Origin of the sequence: Acinetobacter sp. YH12072 (assembly GCF_013419565.1) — a bacterium.
Classification (GTDB): Bacteria; Pseudomonadota; Gammaproteobacteria; order Pseudomonadales; family Moraxellaceae; genus Acinetobacter.
Genome location: NZ_VOZV01000012.1, coordinates 30,857 through 46,386, shown reverse-complemented (window position 1 = coordinate 46,386; position 15,530 = coordinate 30,857). Strand labels below are relative to the sequence as shown.

The 15,530-nt window shown below is 43.1% G+C and carries 15 protein-coding genes; 5 read left to right on the top strand and 10 right to left on the bottom strand.

From position 1 onward, the window contains the following. Window positions 1-15: 15 nt before the first annotated feature. Together FTU19_RS07030 and FTU19_RS07025 are read right to left on the bottom strand one after the other, a co-directional pair. Complete coding sequence (locus FTU19_RS07030; protein WP_180053273.1) at window positions 16-939, bottom strand: glyoxylate/hydroxypyruvate reductase A; 924 nt, start codon at window positions 937-939, stop codon at window positions 16-18. Beyond that, entirely contained in the window at window positions 936-1,691 is a 756-nt protein-coding gene (locus FTU19_RS07025) for a class II aldolase/adducin family protein (protein ID WP_180130537.1), read from the bottom strand. The genes FTU19_RS07030 and FTU19_RS07025 overlap by 4 nt, the downstream gene beginning before the upstream one ends. Before the next feature lie 110 nt (window positions 1,692-1,801). Here FTU19_RS07025 and FTU19_RS07020 point away from each other — a divergent pair, with 110 nt between their 5' ends. Continuing rightward, window positions 1,802-2,239: a PaaI family thioesterase gene (locus FTU19_RS07020; protein ID WP_180130536.1), complete on the top strand. Its 438-nt coding sequence runs from the start codon at window positions 1,802-1,804 to the stop codon at window positions 2,237-2,239. 121 nt (window positions 2,240-2,360) lie between these two features. Here the strand turns inward: FTU19_RS07020 and FTU19_RS07015 are convergent, their stop codons facing one another. The 3 genes from FTU19_RS07015 to FTU19_RS07005 are packed head-to-tail and all read right to left on the bottom strand — an operon-like array spanning window position 2,361 to window position 5,894. Then, entirely contained in the window at window positions 2,361-3,572 is a 1,212-nt protein-coding gene (locus FTU19_RS07015) for a 3-oxoadipyl-CoA thiolase (protein WP_104473213.1), read from the bottom strand. Window positions 3,573-3,597: 25 nt separating this feature from the next. Further along, on the bottom strand, window positions 3,598-5,118 hold the full coding sequence (locus FTU19_RS07010; RefSeq protein ID WP_180130534.1) for a 3-hydroxyacyl-CoA dehydrogenase: 1,521 nt from the start codon (window positions 5,116-5,118) through the stop codon (window positions 3,598-3,600). A 2-nt stretch (window positions 5,119-5,120) separates the two neighbouring features. Further along, window positions 5,121-5,894, bottom strand: coding sequence for an enoyl-CoA hydratase (locus FTU19_RS07005; protein WP_004785705.1), 774 nt, complete (start codon window positions 5,892-5,894; stop codon window positions 5,121-5,123). Between the two features lie 452 nt (window positions 5,895-6,346). Between FTU19_RS07005 and FTU19_RS07000 the strand changes: the two genes are divergently transcribed. The 3 genes from FTU19_RS07000 (at window position 6,347) to FTU19_RS06990 (ending at window position 10,353) form a co-directional block, all read left to right on the top strand. Then, window positions 6,347-7,645, top strand: coding sequence for an MFS transporter (locus FTU19_RS07000; protein ID WP_144723707.1), 1,299 nt, complete (start codon window positions 6,347-6,349; stop codon window positions 7,643-7,645). Window positions 7,646-7,870: 225 nt separating this feature from the next. Then, entirely contained in the window at window positions 7,871-9,136 is a 1,266-nt protein-coding gene (locus tag FTU19_RS06995) for a DcaP family trimeric outer membrane transporter (RefSeq protein ID WP_180130533.1), read from the top strand. Window positions 9,137-9,153: 17 nt separating this feature from the next. Beyond that, entirely contained in the window at window positions 9,154-10,353 is a 1,200-nt protein-coding gene (locus tag FTU19_RS06990; RefSeq protein ID WP_159123598.1) for an MFS transporter, read from the top strand. A gap of 67 nt (window positions 10,354-10,420) precedes the next feature. On the opposite strand, the gene FTU19_RS06985 is transcribed toward FTU19_RS06990, so the two are convergent. Continuing rightward, entirely contained in the window at window positions 10,421-10,804 is a 384-nt protein-coding gene (locus tag FTU19_RS06985) for a hypothetical protein (protein WP_159123599.1), read from the bottom strand. Window positions 10,805-10,948: 144 nt separating this feature from the next. On the opposite strand from FTU19_RS06985, the gene FTU19_RS06980 reads away from it, so the two are divergent. Then, window positions 10,949-11,260 (top strand): hypothetical protein, encoded by a 312-nt coding sequence (locus FTU19_RS06980; protein WP_159123600.1) that lies wholly within the window; start codon window positions 10,949-10,951, stop codon window positions 11,258-11,260. A gap of 166 nt (window positions 11,261-11,426) precedes the next feature. Here the strand turns inward: FTU19_RS06980 and FTU19_RS06975 are convergent, their stop codons facing one another. From FTU19_RS06975 to FTU19_RS06960, 4 genes are all read right to left on the bottom strand, one after another. Further along, complete coding sequence (locus FTU19_RS06975; RefSeq protein WP_179992558.1) at window positions 11,427-12,101, bottom strand: 3-oxoacid CoA-transferase subunit B; 675 nt, start codon at window positions 12,099-12,101, stop codon at window positions 11,427-11,429. Then, on the bottom strand, window positions 12,101-12,769 hold the full coding sequence (locus FTU19_RS06970) for a 3-oxoacid CoA-transferase subunit A (RefSeq protein ID WP_179992559.1): 669 nt from the start codon (window positions 12,767-12,769) through the stop codon (window positions 12,101-12,103). The genes FTU19_RS06975 and FTU19_RS06970 overlap by 1 nt, the downstream gene beginning before the upstream one ends. Window positions 12,770-12,819: 50 nt before the next feature. Then, window positions 12,820-14,100 (bottom strand): MFS transporter, encoded by a 1,281-nt coding sequence (locus tag FTU19_RS06965; RefSeq protein ID WP_180130531.1) that lies wholly within the window; start codon window positions 14,098-14,100, stop codon window positions 12,820-12,822. A 210-nt stretch (window positions 14,101-14,310) separates the two neighbouring features. Next, on the bottom strand, window positions 14,311-15,510 hold the full coding sequence (locus FTU19_RS06960; RefSeq protein WP_005235711.1) for an acyl-CoA dehydrogenase: 1,200 nt from the start codon (window positions 15,508-15,510) through the stop codon (window positions 14,311-14,313). Window positions 15,511-15,530 lie beyond the last annotated feature (20 nt).

Here is a 15,530-nt window from a genome sequence, read left to right as displayed (position 1 = left end):
TCTGTATCTCTACAATTAATAGCCTTTATTGACATCCACCTGATGACACAAATCCAGGCCCTGATTTAATCGGCGGTCATTTTCCAGTATCTGCTCTACCACCACAGACATTGGGGCATGTGAGGCAACATGTGGTGTCACCACAATTTTTTCATGCTGCCAGAATGGATGGTCCACAGGTAACGGCTCCTGCTCAAACACATCAACAATCGCACCACGAAGATGACCTGAATCCAGCGCATCCAATAAATCCTGCTCGATTAAATGCTGGCCACGCCCGACATGAATCAAAGCCGCCTGTTCAGGCAGTTGCTGAAATAATTCAGCAGAAAGAATACCGGTATTTTCTTCAGTAAGTGGTAGTAGGTTAATCAGAATCTGACTTTGAGCCAGGAATTCGGAAAGCTGTTCTTGGCCCACATAACTTTTGACTTGATTAATGTCTTTTGGGGAATTCGACCAACCAGAGACTTGATAGCCCATGTCTGCGAAACGTTCTGCTACGTATCCGCCCATATGCCCCAGTCCCATAATCCCGATCTGGATATGATGGCTATAGCTCTGGCGATACTGCTTCCACAGCTGCTGCTTTTGCTGTTGGATCATGCGGTCAAAATAACGCTGAAAATACAGCACGCCCCAAAGCAGATAATCAAACATGCCCTTTTGGTGATGTGGATCCAGTACCCGGCAAACGGCTTGATCTGGGCGTACAGCATTTAAGTTTAAATGTTCTACCCCAGCAGCAATCGAATGAATCAGGCCAAGCTTTGGTAGCTGCTGCACTTTTTCCAGATCTGGAAACCAGGCAGCAACCGTGGTTGCCTGTTCAGCTTCAGGGCTGTCAACTGTACAGAAACTACCAGCTGGCGCATATTTTTGAAAAGACTTGACCAGAATGGCTTCAATATTTGGTACAGAACTGGAAATAACAATCATGATGCATACTCCGTATATTGATGCTCAATCAGGGACAAAGCGGCCTGCCAGGCACGCTGTAAAATCGGTTCAATGAGAGGACTGGCGAACTGTTTGGCTGTTTTAATTCGGACTTCTTCAGCTGGATAATGCAACTCGGCACCGCCGCTTAAGGCCTTCACCTGTGCCTGACAGGCGCGTTCCAGGAAATAGATTTCATGAAAAGCCCGTGCAATGGTTTCCCCAGCTGTTAATAGCCCGTGATTGCGTAAAATCATGGCACGATGGTCGCCCAAGTCCTGAATCAAGCGTTCTTGTTCGTTAGTTGAAAGCGCAACGCCTTCATATTCGTGATAGGCCACATGCTGATAAAATTTCATGGCATGCTGGGAAATTGGGAGAAGGCCGTGTTTCTGCGCAGAAACAGCAATTCCATCCGCGGTATGCGTATGAATGACACAGTTCAGATGAGGATGCGCGTCATGAATTGCAGAATGAATCACAAAGCCTGCCATATTGACTGGCTTGTCTTGTTCATAGCTTTCTACCACCTGCCCTTCATGATTAATCTTCACCAGCGTTGAGGCACGCATTTTTTCAAATGCGACCCCATATTGATTAATCAGAAAGCAATCTGGCTGATCTGGAACTCTTAGGCTGATATGAGTATCAATCAAGTCAGTCATCCGATAATGCGCAATAATGCGATAAAGCGCAGCCAGTTCACAGCGTGCCTGCCATTCAGCAGCTGTAACGAGATTTTTTATTGTCATCATTCCATCCTGGAAAAATATAGCATTTCGATCACTATCTGTTATATCATAATTTTAGAAAAACAGAATATTATTTCATAAAGCGAAATATTTTATTAAAGGGAAGTTATATGACTACAGCTCAAATGAATGGACTTGAATATCTAACTGCAATTAAAAATGGCGAATTGCCTGGTTCAGCGATGGGACAACTGATTCCCATGAAACTCAGTGTCGTCCGTGAAAACTACGTGGAATATGAAGTTTATCCAGATGAACGTCATTTCAACCTACAAGGTGGCATTCATGGTGGATTTTGCGCTACTGTTCTGGACAGCGTAACAGGTGCAGCGGTTCATACCACAGTTGATGCTGGTGTCAGTTTTTCTACTATTGACCTGAATGTCAAAATGCTCAAAGCCATGAAAAATGGTGAAACTTATACTGCGATTGGTGAAGTGATCCGGATTGGGCGCAATGTACTGACTTCAGAAGGACGAATTATCGACAAAGACGGTAAAATTTATGCCTTTGGTTCAGCAACTTTATTGGTCACTGGCCGCAAATAATCCTTACGCTGATTTAATTAATCCCTGCGATATGCAGGGATTTTTATTTCTATATAAATAGTCCAATAAAAAATGCCATGTATATCAGCTATACATGGCATTAATACGATGACTAAAGTGGTTATGCAGCTTCAGGGTTTTCAATCACCATCGCAAGACCTTGACCCAGACCGATACATAAGCTGATCACGGCATATTTTTTACCCGTACGCTGTAATTGACGCGCAACAGTTAAAGCCAAACGAGCACCTGAACAGCCCAATGGATGGCCAATCGCAATACCACCACCATTTGGATTCACACGCGGATCATCAAATGCAACATCCAGGCCTTTCAAGCAAGATAATACCTGGCTGGCAAATGCTTCATTGATCTCGATAATGTCCATATCATCTAGCGTCAAACCTGCACGTTTTACGGCTTTTTTGATTGCTTCGATTGGACCCGCGCCCATGATGCGTGGCTCAATGCCAGCGGCTGCAGAAGACAGGATACGTGCTAAAGGTTTTAAGCCATACTGTTCCTGAACTTTTTCACTGCCGATAATCAGTGCTGCAGCGCCGTCATTGATACCTGATGCGTTACCCGCAGTCACTACACCACCTTCGAAAAGCGGTTTTAGCTTGGATAATGCTTCAAATGTTGAAGATGGACGTGGATGTTCATCTTCAGTCACTAATTTAGGCGGCAATTTACGCCCTTGTGAAACTTCAATCGGGGTAATTTCACCTTCAAAGAAACCTGCTTCTTTTGCAGCTTGATATTTCGCTTGTGATGCAGCAGCAAAAGTATCTGCCTGTTCACGCGTAATGCCAAACTCTTCAGCGACGTTATCACCTGTTTCCGGCATGCTGTGCGCGCCAAACTGATCGGTGAATTTACGGTTCGGGAAACGTGTACCAATCGTGGTGTCATAGATTTTGGCATCACGTGAATACGCGCTTTCAGCTTTAGCCATTACAAACGGTGCACGTGTCATGCTCTCTACACCACCTGCAATATACAGTTCGCCTTCACCTGCGGTAATGGCACGTGCTGAATCGATCACAGCACCCAGGCCCGACGCACATAGACGGTTAACTGTTTGACCTGGAACGGTCACTGGCATACCAGCAAGCAATGCTGCAAATCGAGCCACATTACGGCTGTCTTCACCGGCTTGGTTCGTGCTACCAAAGATCACATCTTCTACGTCAGCTGCTGGAATACCGGTTTTTTCTAGCAGATTTTTAATGACTGTTGCTGCCAGATCATCTGGACGCACAGTGGCCAGGCTTCCTGCATGGCGACCGATTGGAGAACGTAAACCATCATAAATATAAGCATTTAACATGAGTGTTATTCCTTTAACTTTTTAATTAATGTGTAGTATGAACAAGAGGTAAACCGAGTTGAACGCGGCGGCGTAACCAAGGACTTGGACGGTAACGCTGGTCACGGGTAATCGCCGTCATACGGTCTAGAATTTTCAGAATTTTTTCAGCGCCTAATACATCGCCCCATTCAATTGGGCCGTATGGATAACCAAGGCCTAACTTCACGGCAACGTTGATATCTTCTACAGTGGCAACACCTTGCTGGGCAATATCACAGCCAAGATTCACAATCATTGCTAAAGCACGTTGCGCCACAAAGCCGACGCTTTCCTGAATTGTGCTCGCAGTCACACCATCCAGATTGAAAATCGATTGTGCTGCATTTACCAGTTCAGCTTTGGTCACAAACGTTGGCATTAAAGTACGGTGTTTATTCAGGCCATAAAGCAGATCGATACAGACTACTTGCTGCGGAGATACTTGATAACGGACTGCTGCTGAAGTGGCATCTTCACCATAAGTCGCAATTAAAATTAAAGCATCTGCTGAAGGTGCGTCAGTCTGCTCGATCTGGATGTTGAACTGCTGTAGATATTGCTCAAGCGCTTGACGGTCTTCGCTATATTCTGTACCCAGCCAAACCGATGGATATTGATCCAGCTTTTCAACCAAGGTTGGAGCCACATCACCTACTTTGCTCCCCGAGGTATAATCGTAAAAACCTTTACCAGTTTTACGGCCTAGCTGTTTAGCAATAAAACGCTGGCGGGTAATCACGCTTGGGCGGTAACGTGTTTCTTCATAATATTGGTGATAAATCGATTCACTTACCGGATGAGATACATCCATCCCGGTCAGATCGCCTAACTCGAATGGTCCCATCTTGAAACCGATGCCGTCACGATAGATGCGGTCAATGTCATAAAATGGAGTGACATTTTCATTCAGAATCGCATAGGCTTCACTACCAAAGGCACGACCAGCATGGTTAATGATAAATCCTGGGGTATCTTTGGCTTTTACCGGGCGATGTCCCATTTTTGTAGATAACTGAGTAAGCGCATCCACAATATCAGCACGGGTATTAAAGCCTTCAATGACCTCAACCACTTTCATCAGTGGTACTGGGTTAAAGAAGTGATAACCGGCAACGCGTTCCGGTTGGCTGCAATTGGCGGCAATCGCACTGATAGACAGTGAAGATGTATTGGATGCCAGAATTGCTTCCGGTTTTACGATACCTTCCAGTTGCTGCATCAGCTTTTGTTTGATTTCCAGATTTTCAATAATCGCTTCAACGATTAAATCGCAATCTTTCAGGTCTTCGATCTGCTGGGCAATGGATAAATGAGCAAGATCTTCAGCAGCTTTTTCATGGCTGAATTTACCTTTATCAGCCAGGGTATTTAATGTTTTAGCCAGCTTTTCCTGTGCCTGTTCAGCAGCACCCGCTTTGGCATCAAACAGCACCACATCATGGCCAGATTGAATTGCGATCTGGGCAATGCCCGCACCCATCGTACCTACGCCAATAATACCGATTTTCTGAATTTGAATGCTCATGCTTATCGTCCCTGATAATTTGGTTTACGTTTTTCGATAAAGGCTTGCATACCTTCTTTTTGATCTTCTGAAGAAAACAGCATCTGGAAGGATTTACGTTCCAGCATTAATCCGGCATTGAGTGGCACATCTTCAGCCAGTAAAGCCACTTCCTTGATTTGTTCCAGCGCGATTGGCGGCATTTTTGCCAGACCTTCTGCCATTTTGATTGCTGTTGCCAGGGTTTCGCTGTCTTCCGTTACTTGAGACACCAAACCAATCTGATACGCTTCTGGTGCAGGCACCAGACAACCCGTCATGATGATACGCATCGCATGGAATTTACCCACGGCACGAAATAAACGCTGTGTACCACCAGCACCCGGCATCACCCCTACTTTGACTTCAGGCTGACCGAACTGGGCACTTTTCCCGGCAATAATAATGTCAGCATGCATCGCCAGTTCACAACCGCCGCCCAATGCATAACCGTTTACTGCTGCGATCACCGGCTTTGAACATTGTGCGATGGCTTGCCAGTAACGCTCAGTACGACGTTGCATCATCTGGATCGTTTCAGCATTGGCTAATTCTTTAAGGTCTGCACCTGCTGCGAAGTCAGTTTCACCACCAGTGAGAATAATGGCGCGGATATTTTCATCATCATTCAATTGCAGAAAAGCCGCAGCCAGTTTCTGACGTACTTCTGTATTCAGGGCATTTTTAGCTTCTGGACGATGGATCTTGACCATCGCCACATGTGTCGAGATTTGCTCTACTTGAACTACCTGTTCCATCAAAAATCTCCATTTATTTTGTATAGCGAAATTTTATTTTATATAAAACTACGGTTTCTAAACCCATAAATCAAGATTTTTTCTCTCAAAAACTCAAAAAAGTTATTTTTTAATAAAAATTAGAGTAAAAACTCTTGTTCAGTTGGCTATTTTATGATTAATTGATTTCGCAATACGGAATTAATTATTTAATTCGAATTTTGGTTATTCATTTATGTAAATAATAACCACAATACAAAATAAAAAAATTAATTTCCGTCATAAGGATACTACGTTGTTCAGTGATTTTTCACTCAAGGTGAAACGGAAAAATCAGATCCAGCCTGATCGTAACAGGACGAATGTGCACAGACGCTTAGACCGTAGATAAGGAAAATGCTTTTCCGTGAGGAAGAAAATGGATTTAGCGGTAGCAGAGGAAATGCTACTTTTAATTTATAGAGGATATAAGAATGACAAGCGATACCATCGTAGCTGAGGAAACTAAAACGGGAGTCTCCTCCGACGGCACCGTCAAACAGGCACCTAAACGCCTGTGGATGACGGCCTTTGTCTTTGCTTTTTTGATTTTACTATGTGACGGTGCAGACATTGGTATTCTGGCTTTCAGTTTGACCAGTCTGAAAGCGGAATGGGGACTGACTTCTGTACAGGCTGGCGCCTTGGGAAGTTATTCTCTTTTGGGTATGGGAATTGGTGGCTTTGTCGGTGGATGGGCCTGTGACAAGTTTGGACGTGTGCGTGTCATCGTATTAGCAACTATTGCTTTCTCGATATTGTCTGCTTATTCAGGTTTTGCCCAGTCTTATACTGAATTCTCAATTCTACGTACCCTTTCTTGCTTGGGTTTAGGCTGTTTATATATTGCCTGTAATACCTTGATGTCAGAATACGTACCAACCAAATACCGTACTACTGTACTGGCAACATTGATGACTGGTTTCACTTTAGGTTCATTGGTGATTACCATGATTTCGGGCTGGATCATTCCTGAATTCGGCTGGCGTATGCTGTACTGGATCACAATTGCTCCATTAGCTTTGGGTATCCTGATGCACTTTATGGTGCCAGAGCCAGAATCATGGAAACGTGTGCGTGAAATGAAAAGAACTGGTCAGATCGTGGATAATGATGCTAAAAAAGGCAATCCATATATCACCATTCTTAAAGATAAAACCCATGGCAAGATGTTCATCCTTTGGTCTTTCAGCTCTGGTTTCCTGCTATTCGGTTATTTCGGTGTAAGTAACTGGTTACCAAGTTATCTTGAAGCTGAGTTAGGCATTAAATTCAAGGAAATGGCGCTATACATGGTGGGTACCTTTATCACCATGATGTTCGCCAAGATCATTGCAGGTTATGTGGCTGATAAAATTGGTCGCCGTATTGTGTTTGCTTTCGGCACCATGGGAACAGCGCTATTTATTCCTGTTGTCGTGTATATGCACAATGCCGATAACATTGGTGTACTGATGCTGATCTTCGGCTTCCTGTACGGTATTCCATATGCAATTAATGCAACCTATCTAACTGAAAGTTTCCCAACTGGAGTTCGTGGTACAGCAGTTGGCGGTGCGTTCAATATTGGTCGTATCGGTGCAATCTTCGCTCCAATTACCATTGGTTATCTTGCGATGAATGGTTCGATCGGTACTGGTCTATTGGTAATGGGTGCAGCTTACTTCCTATGCGGTTTGATTCCTGCCCTGTTTATTAAAGACCGTTTATACGATCCACAAAAAGCAGAATAACTTAACCTGTGTAAGGGCTGTAAATTAACGGCCCTCCTCAATCCAAATTTTTATGACTTTAAATATCGAACCTATGGGGTTTGACCTGAACTGGATGGTTCCTGTTGAACTGGCCTCATACTCATTATTCCGAAGTTAGCATCTCTGCATTTAAAAATTAGAGCAACAACAAGGAAAAGAGCTTTCCTTCTTATACATCTGAAATATTTCTTTAGGGATTAAGAAATGAAAAAATTAGTTTTAGCGACGTTATGTGGTATTGCTTCAGCACAGGCATTTTCAGCAGAAGCGTCTGAAGACCGGATGCAGTTTTTAGAATCACAGTTAAAGCAAATCCAAGCTGAACTGGAACAGCAAAAAGCAGCTCAACTTGCGTTAAAGAACCAGCAGGAAGAAGCCAAAGCACAAGACTCTAAAACTTTGAGTTCGATGGTTGATAATGTCGATGTTTATGGCTTGATCCGTCTGGATGGTGCTATTGATTTTAAGAGCACTCCAAAAGAACGTGGTCGTACCATTAATCAGATCAATAAAGTACCTTTTACTGAACCTGACTCTACCCGTTCAGATTTTACTGCAGCTGCCAGCCGAATTGGTTTTCTGGCCAAAGACTTAGGTGGCAATCCGAATGTTTCTGCACGTTTAGAAGCCGACTCCTGGACGAATAATGGTAAAGGCGATGGTGGCTTACGTATCCGTCATGCGCATTTAAAATACTATAACTGGACTTTTGGTCAGGCCTGGTCATTGATGTCTACACCAGAGATTAGCACTGAAGCTGTCGCCTACAGCTTGTTCTTGGGTGGATCAGTCTTACGTACACCTCAGGTGAGCTATGCTTTCAAACTTGATCCGGAAAATACCTGGAATGTCGGTCTGGAGTACATGGCCGGTGGCGATCGTTCTTCTGCCTTGCCTGCTTTAACCACTAAATATGTTCATCAATCAGGTCCGCTGCATTTATTAGCTCAAGGCTTTGTCAATCAAAAGCAGGCGCAAACAGATACAGGTGATATTGAAAAAGTTGGTTGGGGTGTAGGTCTTGGTGGTCGTTATCATCTCGATGATCAAAACTCGATCCAGGGTAACTATTTCCATATGGTCGGCGACCAGCGTATTGCAGCTTTCTTGACTCAAGGTTCAACAACTGATGGTGCTGCCTGGGGTGGTGATTATTCAGTCGACCCAATCAATAATGAACTTTTACTCAATGAATTTAATAGCTTAAATATCGGCTTTACGCATAAATTTACGCCAAAACTACGTAGTAGCATTAATGCCAGCGTTGTTGATTTTGATGATTCCAGCGACTATGCACGCGCGAATCCTGAAACCAATAAACGTTTAACCGACTATGTGGCTAACGTGATTTATTCTCCAGTTCCAAAGATTAATCTGGGCGCAGAATATCACCACGGTAAGCGTGAAACTTTTGATAATCGAGAAGCGGATGTTTCTCGTGTGAACTTATCAGCGACTTATAGTTTCTAAAGCCTTAGGAGACAAGGATGTCAGCCCAAGGGCAAATTTCAAGAAAGTTTATGTTTATGATGGCTATGACCTGCGCACTTTGCGCGGGTTGTAACTATTTTAACCAGCCATTAATTTATTCTATTGCAGAAGATCTGCATATCAGTGTAGCCGAGTCTGGCTGGACTGTCGTTTTAACTCAGATTGGTTATGCCACTGGGTTATTTTTGTTTGTGCCTCTAGGCGATTTATTTGAAAAACGTCTCTACATTTGTAGTTTGATGCTGTGTACCGGTCTGGCGCTAATCGGACTTTCTGCCAGTACCAATCTGCATATGCTGTATGGTTTTACTCTGCTCGCCTCTTTCTGTTCGATTACCACCCAGATTCTAATTCCTTTTGCGGCCAACCTATCTCAAAGAGAAAAAAGTGCTGAAGTGGTCGGTCTGCTGATGAGTGGTGTTTTGGTCGGTATCCTGTTTGCCCGAACTGTATCAGGACTGATTTCTACCTTATGGTCTTGGCACGCCGTATACTTATTGAGTGGCTGTTCTATTCTCTTGCTCAGCATTGCCATGTGGTATCAGTTACCTAAGGCGAAAAGTCAGCTACAGATGAGCATCTTGCAGATTTATCGCTCACTATTTACCTTTGCTAAAACCGAACCGATGCTGATTCGACGCAGCATCATTGGTGGTTTGGGCTTTGGTATGCTGAGTATTATTTTTACCACCATGACTTTTGTGCTGGCGGAAGCACCCTATCATTTTAATGATTTCCAGATTGGCTTGATGGGCATCGTTGGTATAGTCGGCATCTGGTCATCACAATGGACCGGTAAAATGATTGGACGGCACCGAGAAAAATGGGTCGCACAACTCGCTACCACAGGATTAATTCTGGCCTGGATTCCCCTATTTTTTGCGCAGAGCTATTTATGGGTATATATCATTGGTTTAATTCCTGCCTATTTTGGGATTTCTTCACTGCACGTCTTAAACCAAAATCTGGTTTACCGTATCTCGGTGCAGGCCCGTTCCCGTATTAATGCCATTTATATGACCTGTTACTTTTCAGGTGCCGGGATTGGTGCGTTTCTATCACTCAACCTATGGAAAATGTATGGCTGGTCAGCCTGCGTTGCATTAGGCTTTGTCTTTGCCCTGCTCATCTTTAGTATTAACCGCTACGACCTAAGCCGCGAACGCAATCTGGTCAATATCCAGTCCCAATCCTAATCGATCTAAACTAAAAACTACGCACTCATAAAATATGAGGTTGAGTGCGAAGTGCATGACACATTATCTATGTTAATTTTAGAAATTCTTTAAAGCTCATTTGTCGCTTTTTTACATAAAGATAGACTCCAAATTGGAGTATTACAAAGAAGCCTATGTTTCTTAAAATAGTAAACAATAAGTCTAAATTGCCAAAAATTAAGTCTGTAGCGAAGAGCAAGATCACTAATACGGAATGTAAGTATAAGGTTTGTTGAGTCTTACTTTGCAGTGCGGTAGCTGCATTGATATAACCAATGAGCGTTAATCCTAATATCATAAGAATGATTCCGCAGATAATACCTAGGGTCATATAAGGCCCAGAGCTATATGCAAACAGTGTTAATACAGCACCAGTTAAAGCTACTAAACCTACAAATGAGCCTAATAAATTTCTTAAATAATATGCCATTTGTTACATGATCTCTTCTAATGAAAGTTTAGAATTTTTAGCCTTGTAGTTGCTAAGAAATGTTTTCTCTTGTTCCAGGTATATCTATTACTTCTTGTACAAATACATTAGATTGATGGCACTTAATCTTTTGAATAAAACCGAATGAAGATGCAATCATATTTCAAGTATTTCTGTTTTGGATTTGCAGCATTCTCTTTATTCCAAATTTATTCGGATATTGTAGATGGTAAAACAGAAATTAGTGCATATTTAGGAAATATCGGGTTATTTCTAGTATGTATTGAAATGGGCGTTCTAATGACTTATGAACAACTCACAGCTGAAGTAACGTTAAGAAATTTCTTTTCCAAAGATAAATCTCTATCTCTCTCACCAGTTGGGATCTTTGCTCATACACTAGGGAAAATTGGATGTATCTTATTAATTATTGATTTTGTAATAAGCTTTGCCTAAAAATTTCTAGCTCATTTAACATAATGGCGATTATGCAAAATTTAGTTGCAATCTAAAAATAGAAATGTCCACTTTTAGAATACGTAACTAAACGCATAAAAATACAGCGTAAAAAAAATCGCAGCCTAAGCTGCGATTTTTAACCATATTTAAATGACTTAGCTTATTATACGGATGCTTTTAACTGTGCAGCTGCACGGCCATCGAGCAACTTGCAACCTGTCTGTTGCTGAAGTTCCTCAAAACTCAAGCCATCGACCATTTCTAGCACCCAAGCCTGATTATCTTTGAGTTCAATAATACACAAATCGGTATAAATGCGGTCAACGCAGTTTTTACCGGTAATCGGATAAGTCAGCTCTTCCACAATTCGTGGTTCGCCATTTTTAGTGACATGTTCCATGCAAACATAGACACAACGAGCACCAACCGCCAGATCCATCGCCCCACCCACCGCTGGAACCGCATCCAGTGCACCGGTATGCCAGTTAGCGAGATCACCGTTCACAGCAACCTGAAAGGCGCCCATAATACAGAAATCTAAATGGCCGCCACGCATAATATCGAAGGAATCTGCAGAGTTCATAAAACTGCCGCCATCCAGCATGCTGACTAGTTCTTTACCGGCATTAATCAGATCATCATCAGCTTGATCAGGATCAGTTAAAGCGGTAAAACCCAGAACGCCATTTTCGGAATGCAGGATAATATCCTGTTCAGGCTTTAAATAACCGGCAACGCGTGTTGGTAAGCCAATGCCTAAATTCACATAAGAACCGGTCGGAATATCCTGTGCAACTTTTTCTACAATCTGTTCGCGTGTACGTTTTTGAATTGTCATTATTTGATATCTCCTACCTTCACCACATGCTGCACAAAAATACCCGGCGTTACGATAATCTCTGGATCAAGCTCGCCTAGCTCTACAATTTCATGCACTTGGGCAATTGTTGTTCTGGCTGCTTTTGCCATTAACGGGCCAAAGTTTCGCGCTGCTTTACGGTAGGTTAAATTGCCCCATTGATCAGCCTGATTGCCATAAACCAAGGCATAGTCTGCATGAATTGGATATTCCAGCACATAGTCCTTGCCATTGATATGGCGGGTTTCTTTGCCTTCAGCAATCTTGGTGCCGTAACCTGTAGGCGTAAAAATAGCGCCCAGACCTGCACCCGCTGCCTGAATACGGCAAGCCAAGTTGCCTTGTGGCACCAACTCTAGTTCAACCTTTCCAGCTTTATACAGTTCTTCAAAAACCTTGGAGTTATTGGCACGAGGAAATGAACAGATCATTTTTTTCACCAGTCCTGACAATAACAAGTTGGTTAGACCACGGTCACCAGAAGCTGCATTATTATTAATAATAGTCAGATCTTTAGGACCAATATCAATCAAAGCTTCAATCAGTTCGATTGGCTGTCCTGCCAGACCGAAGCCACTGGTCATAATATGTGCACCATCTGGAATCTGCTTCAGTATGGTTTCGATATCCTGTGTGATTTTATTCATTTAATTGCTTCCTAGCATCTTCCTGTCTTTATAAATGTTTGATTAATCAATTAGTCAGCTTTTTGTGGGTCAAATAAACGGTTTTTAATGAAAATCGCCGGGATCAGGCCACAAATAAAATAAGCCACACTCATGATGAGTAGACCTGTACCAATTGATCCACCTTGCGCAAAATAGCCGATAGTTAAAGGTGCCAATACTGCGCCTAGACGGCCAATGTTATAAGCGCCACCTGTAGCTGTACCACGGACTTTGGTAGAGAAACTTTCAGTCATATAAGTCGCGTTAATGCCATATGGAATACCGTAAAGGAATCCGAAAAACAGCATCAGCCATAAGATATTGTCCGGTGTGTTGCCAAAGACAATAATTGGAATAAAGATTGCAGTGCCCATGGTACCGAAAGCAAATACTGCACGACGACCAATTTTATCCGCAATAATGCCTGCGATCACTTTGGTACACATCATGATCAGGAAGGTCCCAATCATATAGGTGGTCATTTCTTTAAATTTAATACCTAAGTCTGATTCCAGATAAGCCGGTAACCAGTTACTTACGCCGTAATAACCAAACTGTAAGAATGCGGTGCTGAACGACCAGAGGATGAACATGCGACGGCTTAAAGCATCGGCAAAGATCATTTTGAAGGTATTCTTCGGCTTTTCCTGCACTATGCCGCTGGCTTTGGCTGCCAATCTTTCTTGACGTGCCTTTAACCAAGCTTGTGGTTCTGGTACCAGGAAGAACATGCCAATCGCAAGAACAATCGGAACAATGGCAATATAGTAAAGATAACGCCAGCCTAGCTCTGGAAGCAGCCATCCTGCAAGTACAGTGGCAACGACTGAACCAAGTGTCCAACCTGTCATTAAGGCAGCAAGTACTGTAGAACGATATTTTGTTGGCACATATTCTGCCATTAGAGTATTACAGGCAATATAGAGGGCACCCAAGCCAATTGCTGAAAAGAATCGCAACCACTTAAATTCTTCATAGCTTTGAGTGAAGCCCAGCCAGAAGGTTAATGAAGAGAATAAAGCGATCGCAACAACAATCACCCGCACTCGTCCGAAGCGGTCACAAGCCCAGCCACCAAAAAAGCCACCAATGGCCATACCAGCAAGTGTCCAGCTACCGAGTGCACCTGCCTGAATACTACTTAAAGAAAATTCTTGTTTGAGGCTGGTTAGACTGTAGGCTAATAGTGCAAGATCTGCACCATCTACCAATAACGCTAAAAATGAAAAGATAAAAGCCAGAATCCAGACCTTTTTCTTAGGCATATTTTCTTCTGGTAGAAGGTTTTGTTGTGAATTAAGCGTATTCATAATGTCCTTTACACTTTGCTGGCACTCCTGTGCCCTTTAGAAGTTTATGGTTCACCTAATTAATTAAATGAAACATAGAATGTTGAATTGATCTTTAATTCTGAATCTGACTAGATTTTTAAAATCCATCCCAGAACTGGATTGGCTGACTTTAATTAAAGTCAGCCAAAACAAACTAGCCAGCAATGCTGGCTAGAAGTTGATCTGCATTTAGTTGGAGAATGCAGCAATACCTGTTTGAGCACGACCTAGAATTAGGGCATGTACATCATGGGTACCTTCATAAGTATTGACCACTTCCAGGTTTACCAGATGACGTGCCACACCAAATTCATCAGAAATCCCGTTCCCGCCCATCATGTCACGCGCTAAACGGGCAATGTCTAAAGCTTTACCACAGTTATTACGTTTGATCAGTGAAGTACCTTCGACTGATGCAATGCCTTCGTCTTTCATACGGCCAAAACGTAATGCTACTTGCAGACCCAACGCAATTTCAGTTTGCATGTCTGCCAGTTTTTTCTGGATCAGCTGATTCGCAGCCAATGGACGACCGAACTGTTTACGGTCCATGGTGTATTGATGCGCTGTATGCCAGCAGAATTCAGCTGCACCCATCGCACCCCAGGCAATACCATAACGCGCACTGTTCAGACAGGTAAATGGACCTTTTAGACCACGAATTTCCGGGAACGCATTTTCTTCTGGAACAAAAACATTGTCCATCACGATTTCACCGGTAATCGAAGCACGCAGGCCAACCTTACCGTGAATCGCTGGTGCAGAAAGCCCTTCCCAGCCTTTTTCTAGAATAAAGCCACGAATATCACCGACATTGCCTTCAGGAGACACTTCTTTTGCCCAAACCACAAAGACATCAGCAATTGGGCTGTTGGTGATCCACATTTTCGCACCAGTCAGACGGTAACCACCATCAACTTTCTTGGCACGAGTAATCATGCTGCCCGGATCAGAACCATGATCTGGTTCAGTCAGACCGAAACAACCGATATATTCACCGGTCGCCAATTTCGGTAAATATTTCTGCTTCTGTTCTTCAGAACCAAATTCATTGATTGGCACCATCACTAGCGAGCTTTGTACGCTGGCCATTGAACGATAACCTGAATCCACACGTTCTACTTCACGGGCAATCAGACCATAGCTGACATAATTTAAGCCGGCACCGCCGTATTGCTCAGGAATGGTTGGACCCAACAGACCGAGTTCACCCATTTCACGGAAAATGGTTGGATCAGTTTTTTCATGACGGAACTGTTCTAATACGCGTGGCATCAGCTTGTCCTGACAGTATGCATGTGCGCTGTCACGGATCATGCGCTCTTCTTCAGTCAGTTGCTGTTCCAGTAAAAATGGATCTTGCCAGTCAAATCTAATTCTTGTGCTCATTTTAATATTTCCAATATTCT

What these genes read in the sequence shown, in the direction of transcription:
- FTU19_RS07030 (WP_180053273.1), bottom strand. Translation starts at nt 939, where the DNA reads ATGATTGTTATTTCCAGTTCTGTACCAAATATTGAAGCCATTCTGGTC.
- FTU19_RS07025 (WP_180130537.1), bottom strand. Translation starts at nt 1,691, where the DNA reads ATGACAATAAAAAATCTCGTTACAGCTGCTGAATGGCAGGCACGCTGT.
- FTU19_RS07020 (WP_180130536.1), top strand. Translation starts at nt 1,802, where the DNA reads ATGACTACAGCTCAAATGAATGGACTTGAATATCTAACTGCAATTAAA.
- FTU19_RS07015 (WP_104473213.1), bottom strand. Translation starts at nt 3,572, where the DNA reads ATGTTAAATGCTTATATTTATGATGGTTTACGTTCTCCAATCGGTCGC.
- FTU19_RS07010 (WP_180130534.1), bottom strand. Translation starts at nt 5,118, where the DNA reads ATGAGCATTCAAATTCAGAAAATCGGTATTATTGGCGTAGGTACGATG.
- FTU19_RS07005 (WP_004785705.1), bottom strand. Translation starts at nt 5,894, where the DNA reads ATGGAACAGGTAGTTCAAGTAGAGCAAATCTCGACACATGTGGCGATG.
- FTU19_RS07000 (WP_144723707.1), top strand. Translation starts at nt 6,347, where the DNA reads ATGACAAGCGATACCATCGTAGCTGAGGAAACTAAAACGGGAGTCTCC.
- FTU19_RS06995 (WP_180130533.1), top strand. Translation starts at nt 7,871, where the DNA reads ATGAAAAAATTAGTTTTAGCGACGTTATGTGGTATTGCTTCAGCACAG.
- FTU19_RS06990 (WP_159123598.1), top strand. Translation starts at nt 9,154, where the DNA reads ATGTCAGCCCAAGGGCAAATTTCAAGAAAGTTTATGTTTATGATGGCT.
- FTU19_RS06985 (WP_159123599.1), bottom strand. Translation starts at nt 10,804, where the DNA reads ATGGCATATTATTTAAGAAATTTATTAGGCTCATTTGTAGGTTTAGTA.
- FTU19_RS06980 (WP_159123600.1), top strand. Translation starts at nt 10,949, where the DNA reads ATGAAGATGCAATCATATTTCAAGTATTTCTGTTTTGGATTTGCAGCA.
- FTU19_RS06975 (WP_179992558.1), bottom strand. Translation starts at nt 12,101, where the DNA reads ATGACAATTCAAAAACGTACACGCGAACAGATTGTAGAAAAAGTTGCA.
- FTU19_RS06970 (WP_179992559.1), bottom strand. Translation starts at nt 12,769, where the DNA reads ATGAATAAAATCACACAGGATATCGAAACCATACTGAAGCAGATTCCA.
- FTU19_RS06965 (WP_180130531.1), bottom strand. Translation starts at nt 14,100, where the DNA reads ATGAATACGCTTAATTCACAACAAAACCTTCTACCAGAAGAAAATATG.
- FTU19_RS06960 (WP_005235711.1), bottom strand. Translation starts at nt 15,510, where the DNA reads ATGAGCACAAGAATTAGATTTGACTGGCAAGATCCATTTTTACTGGAA.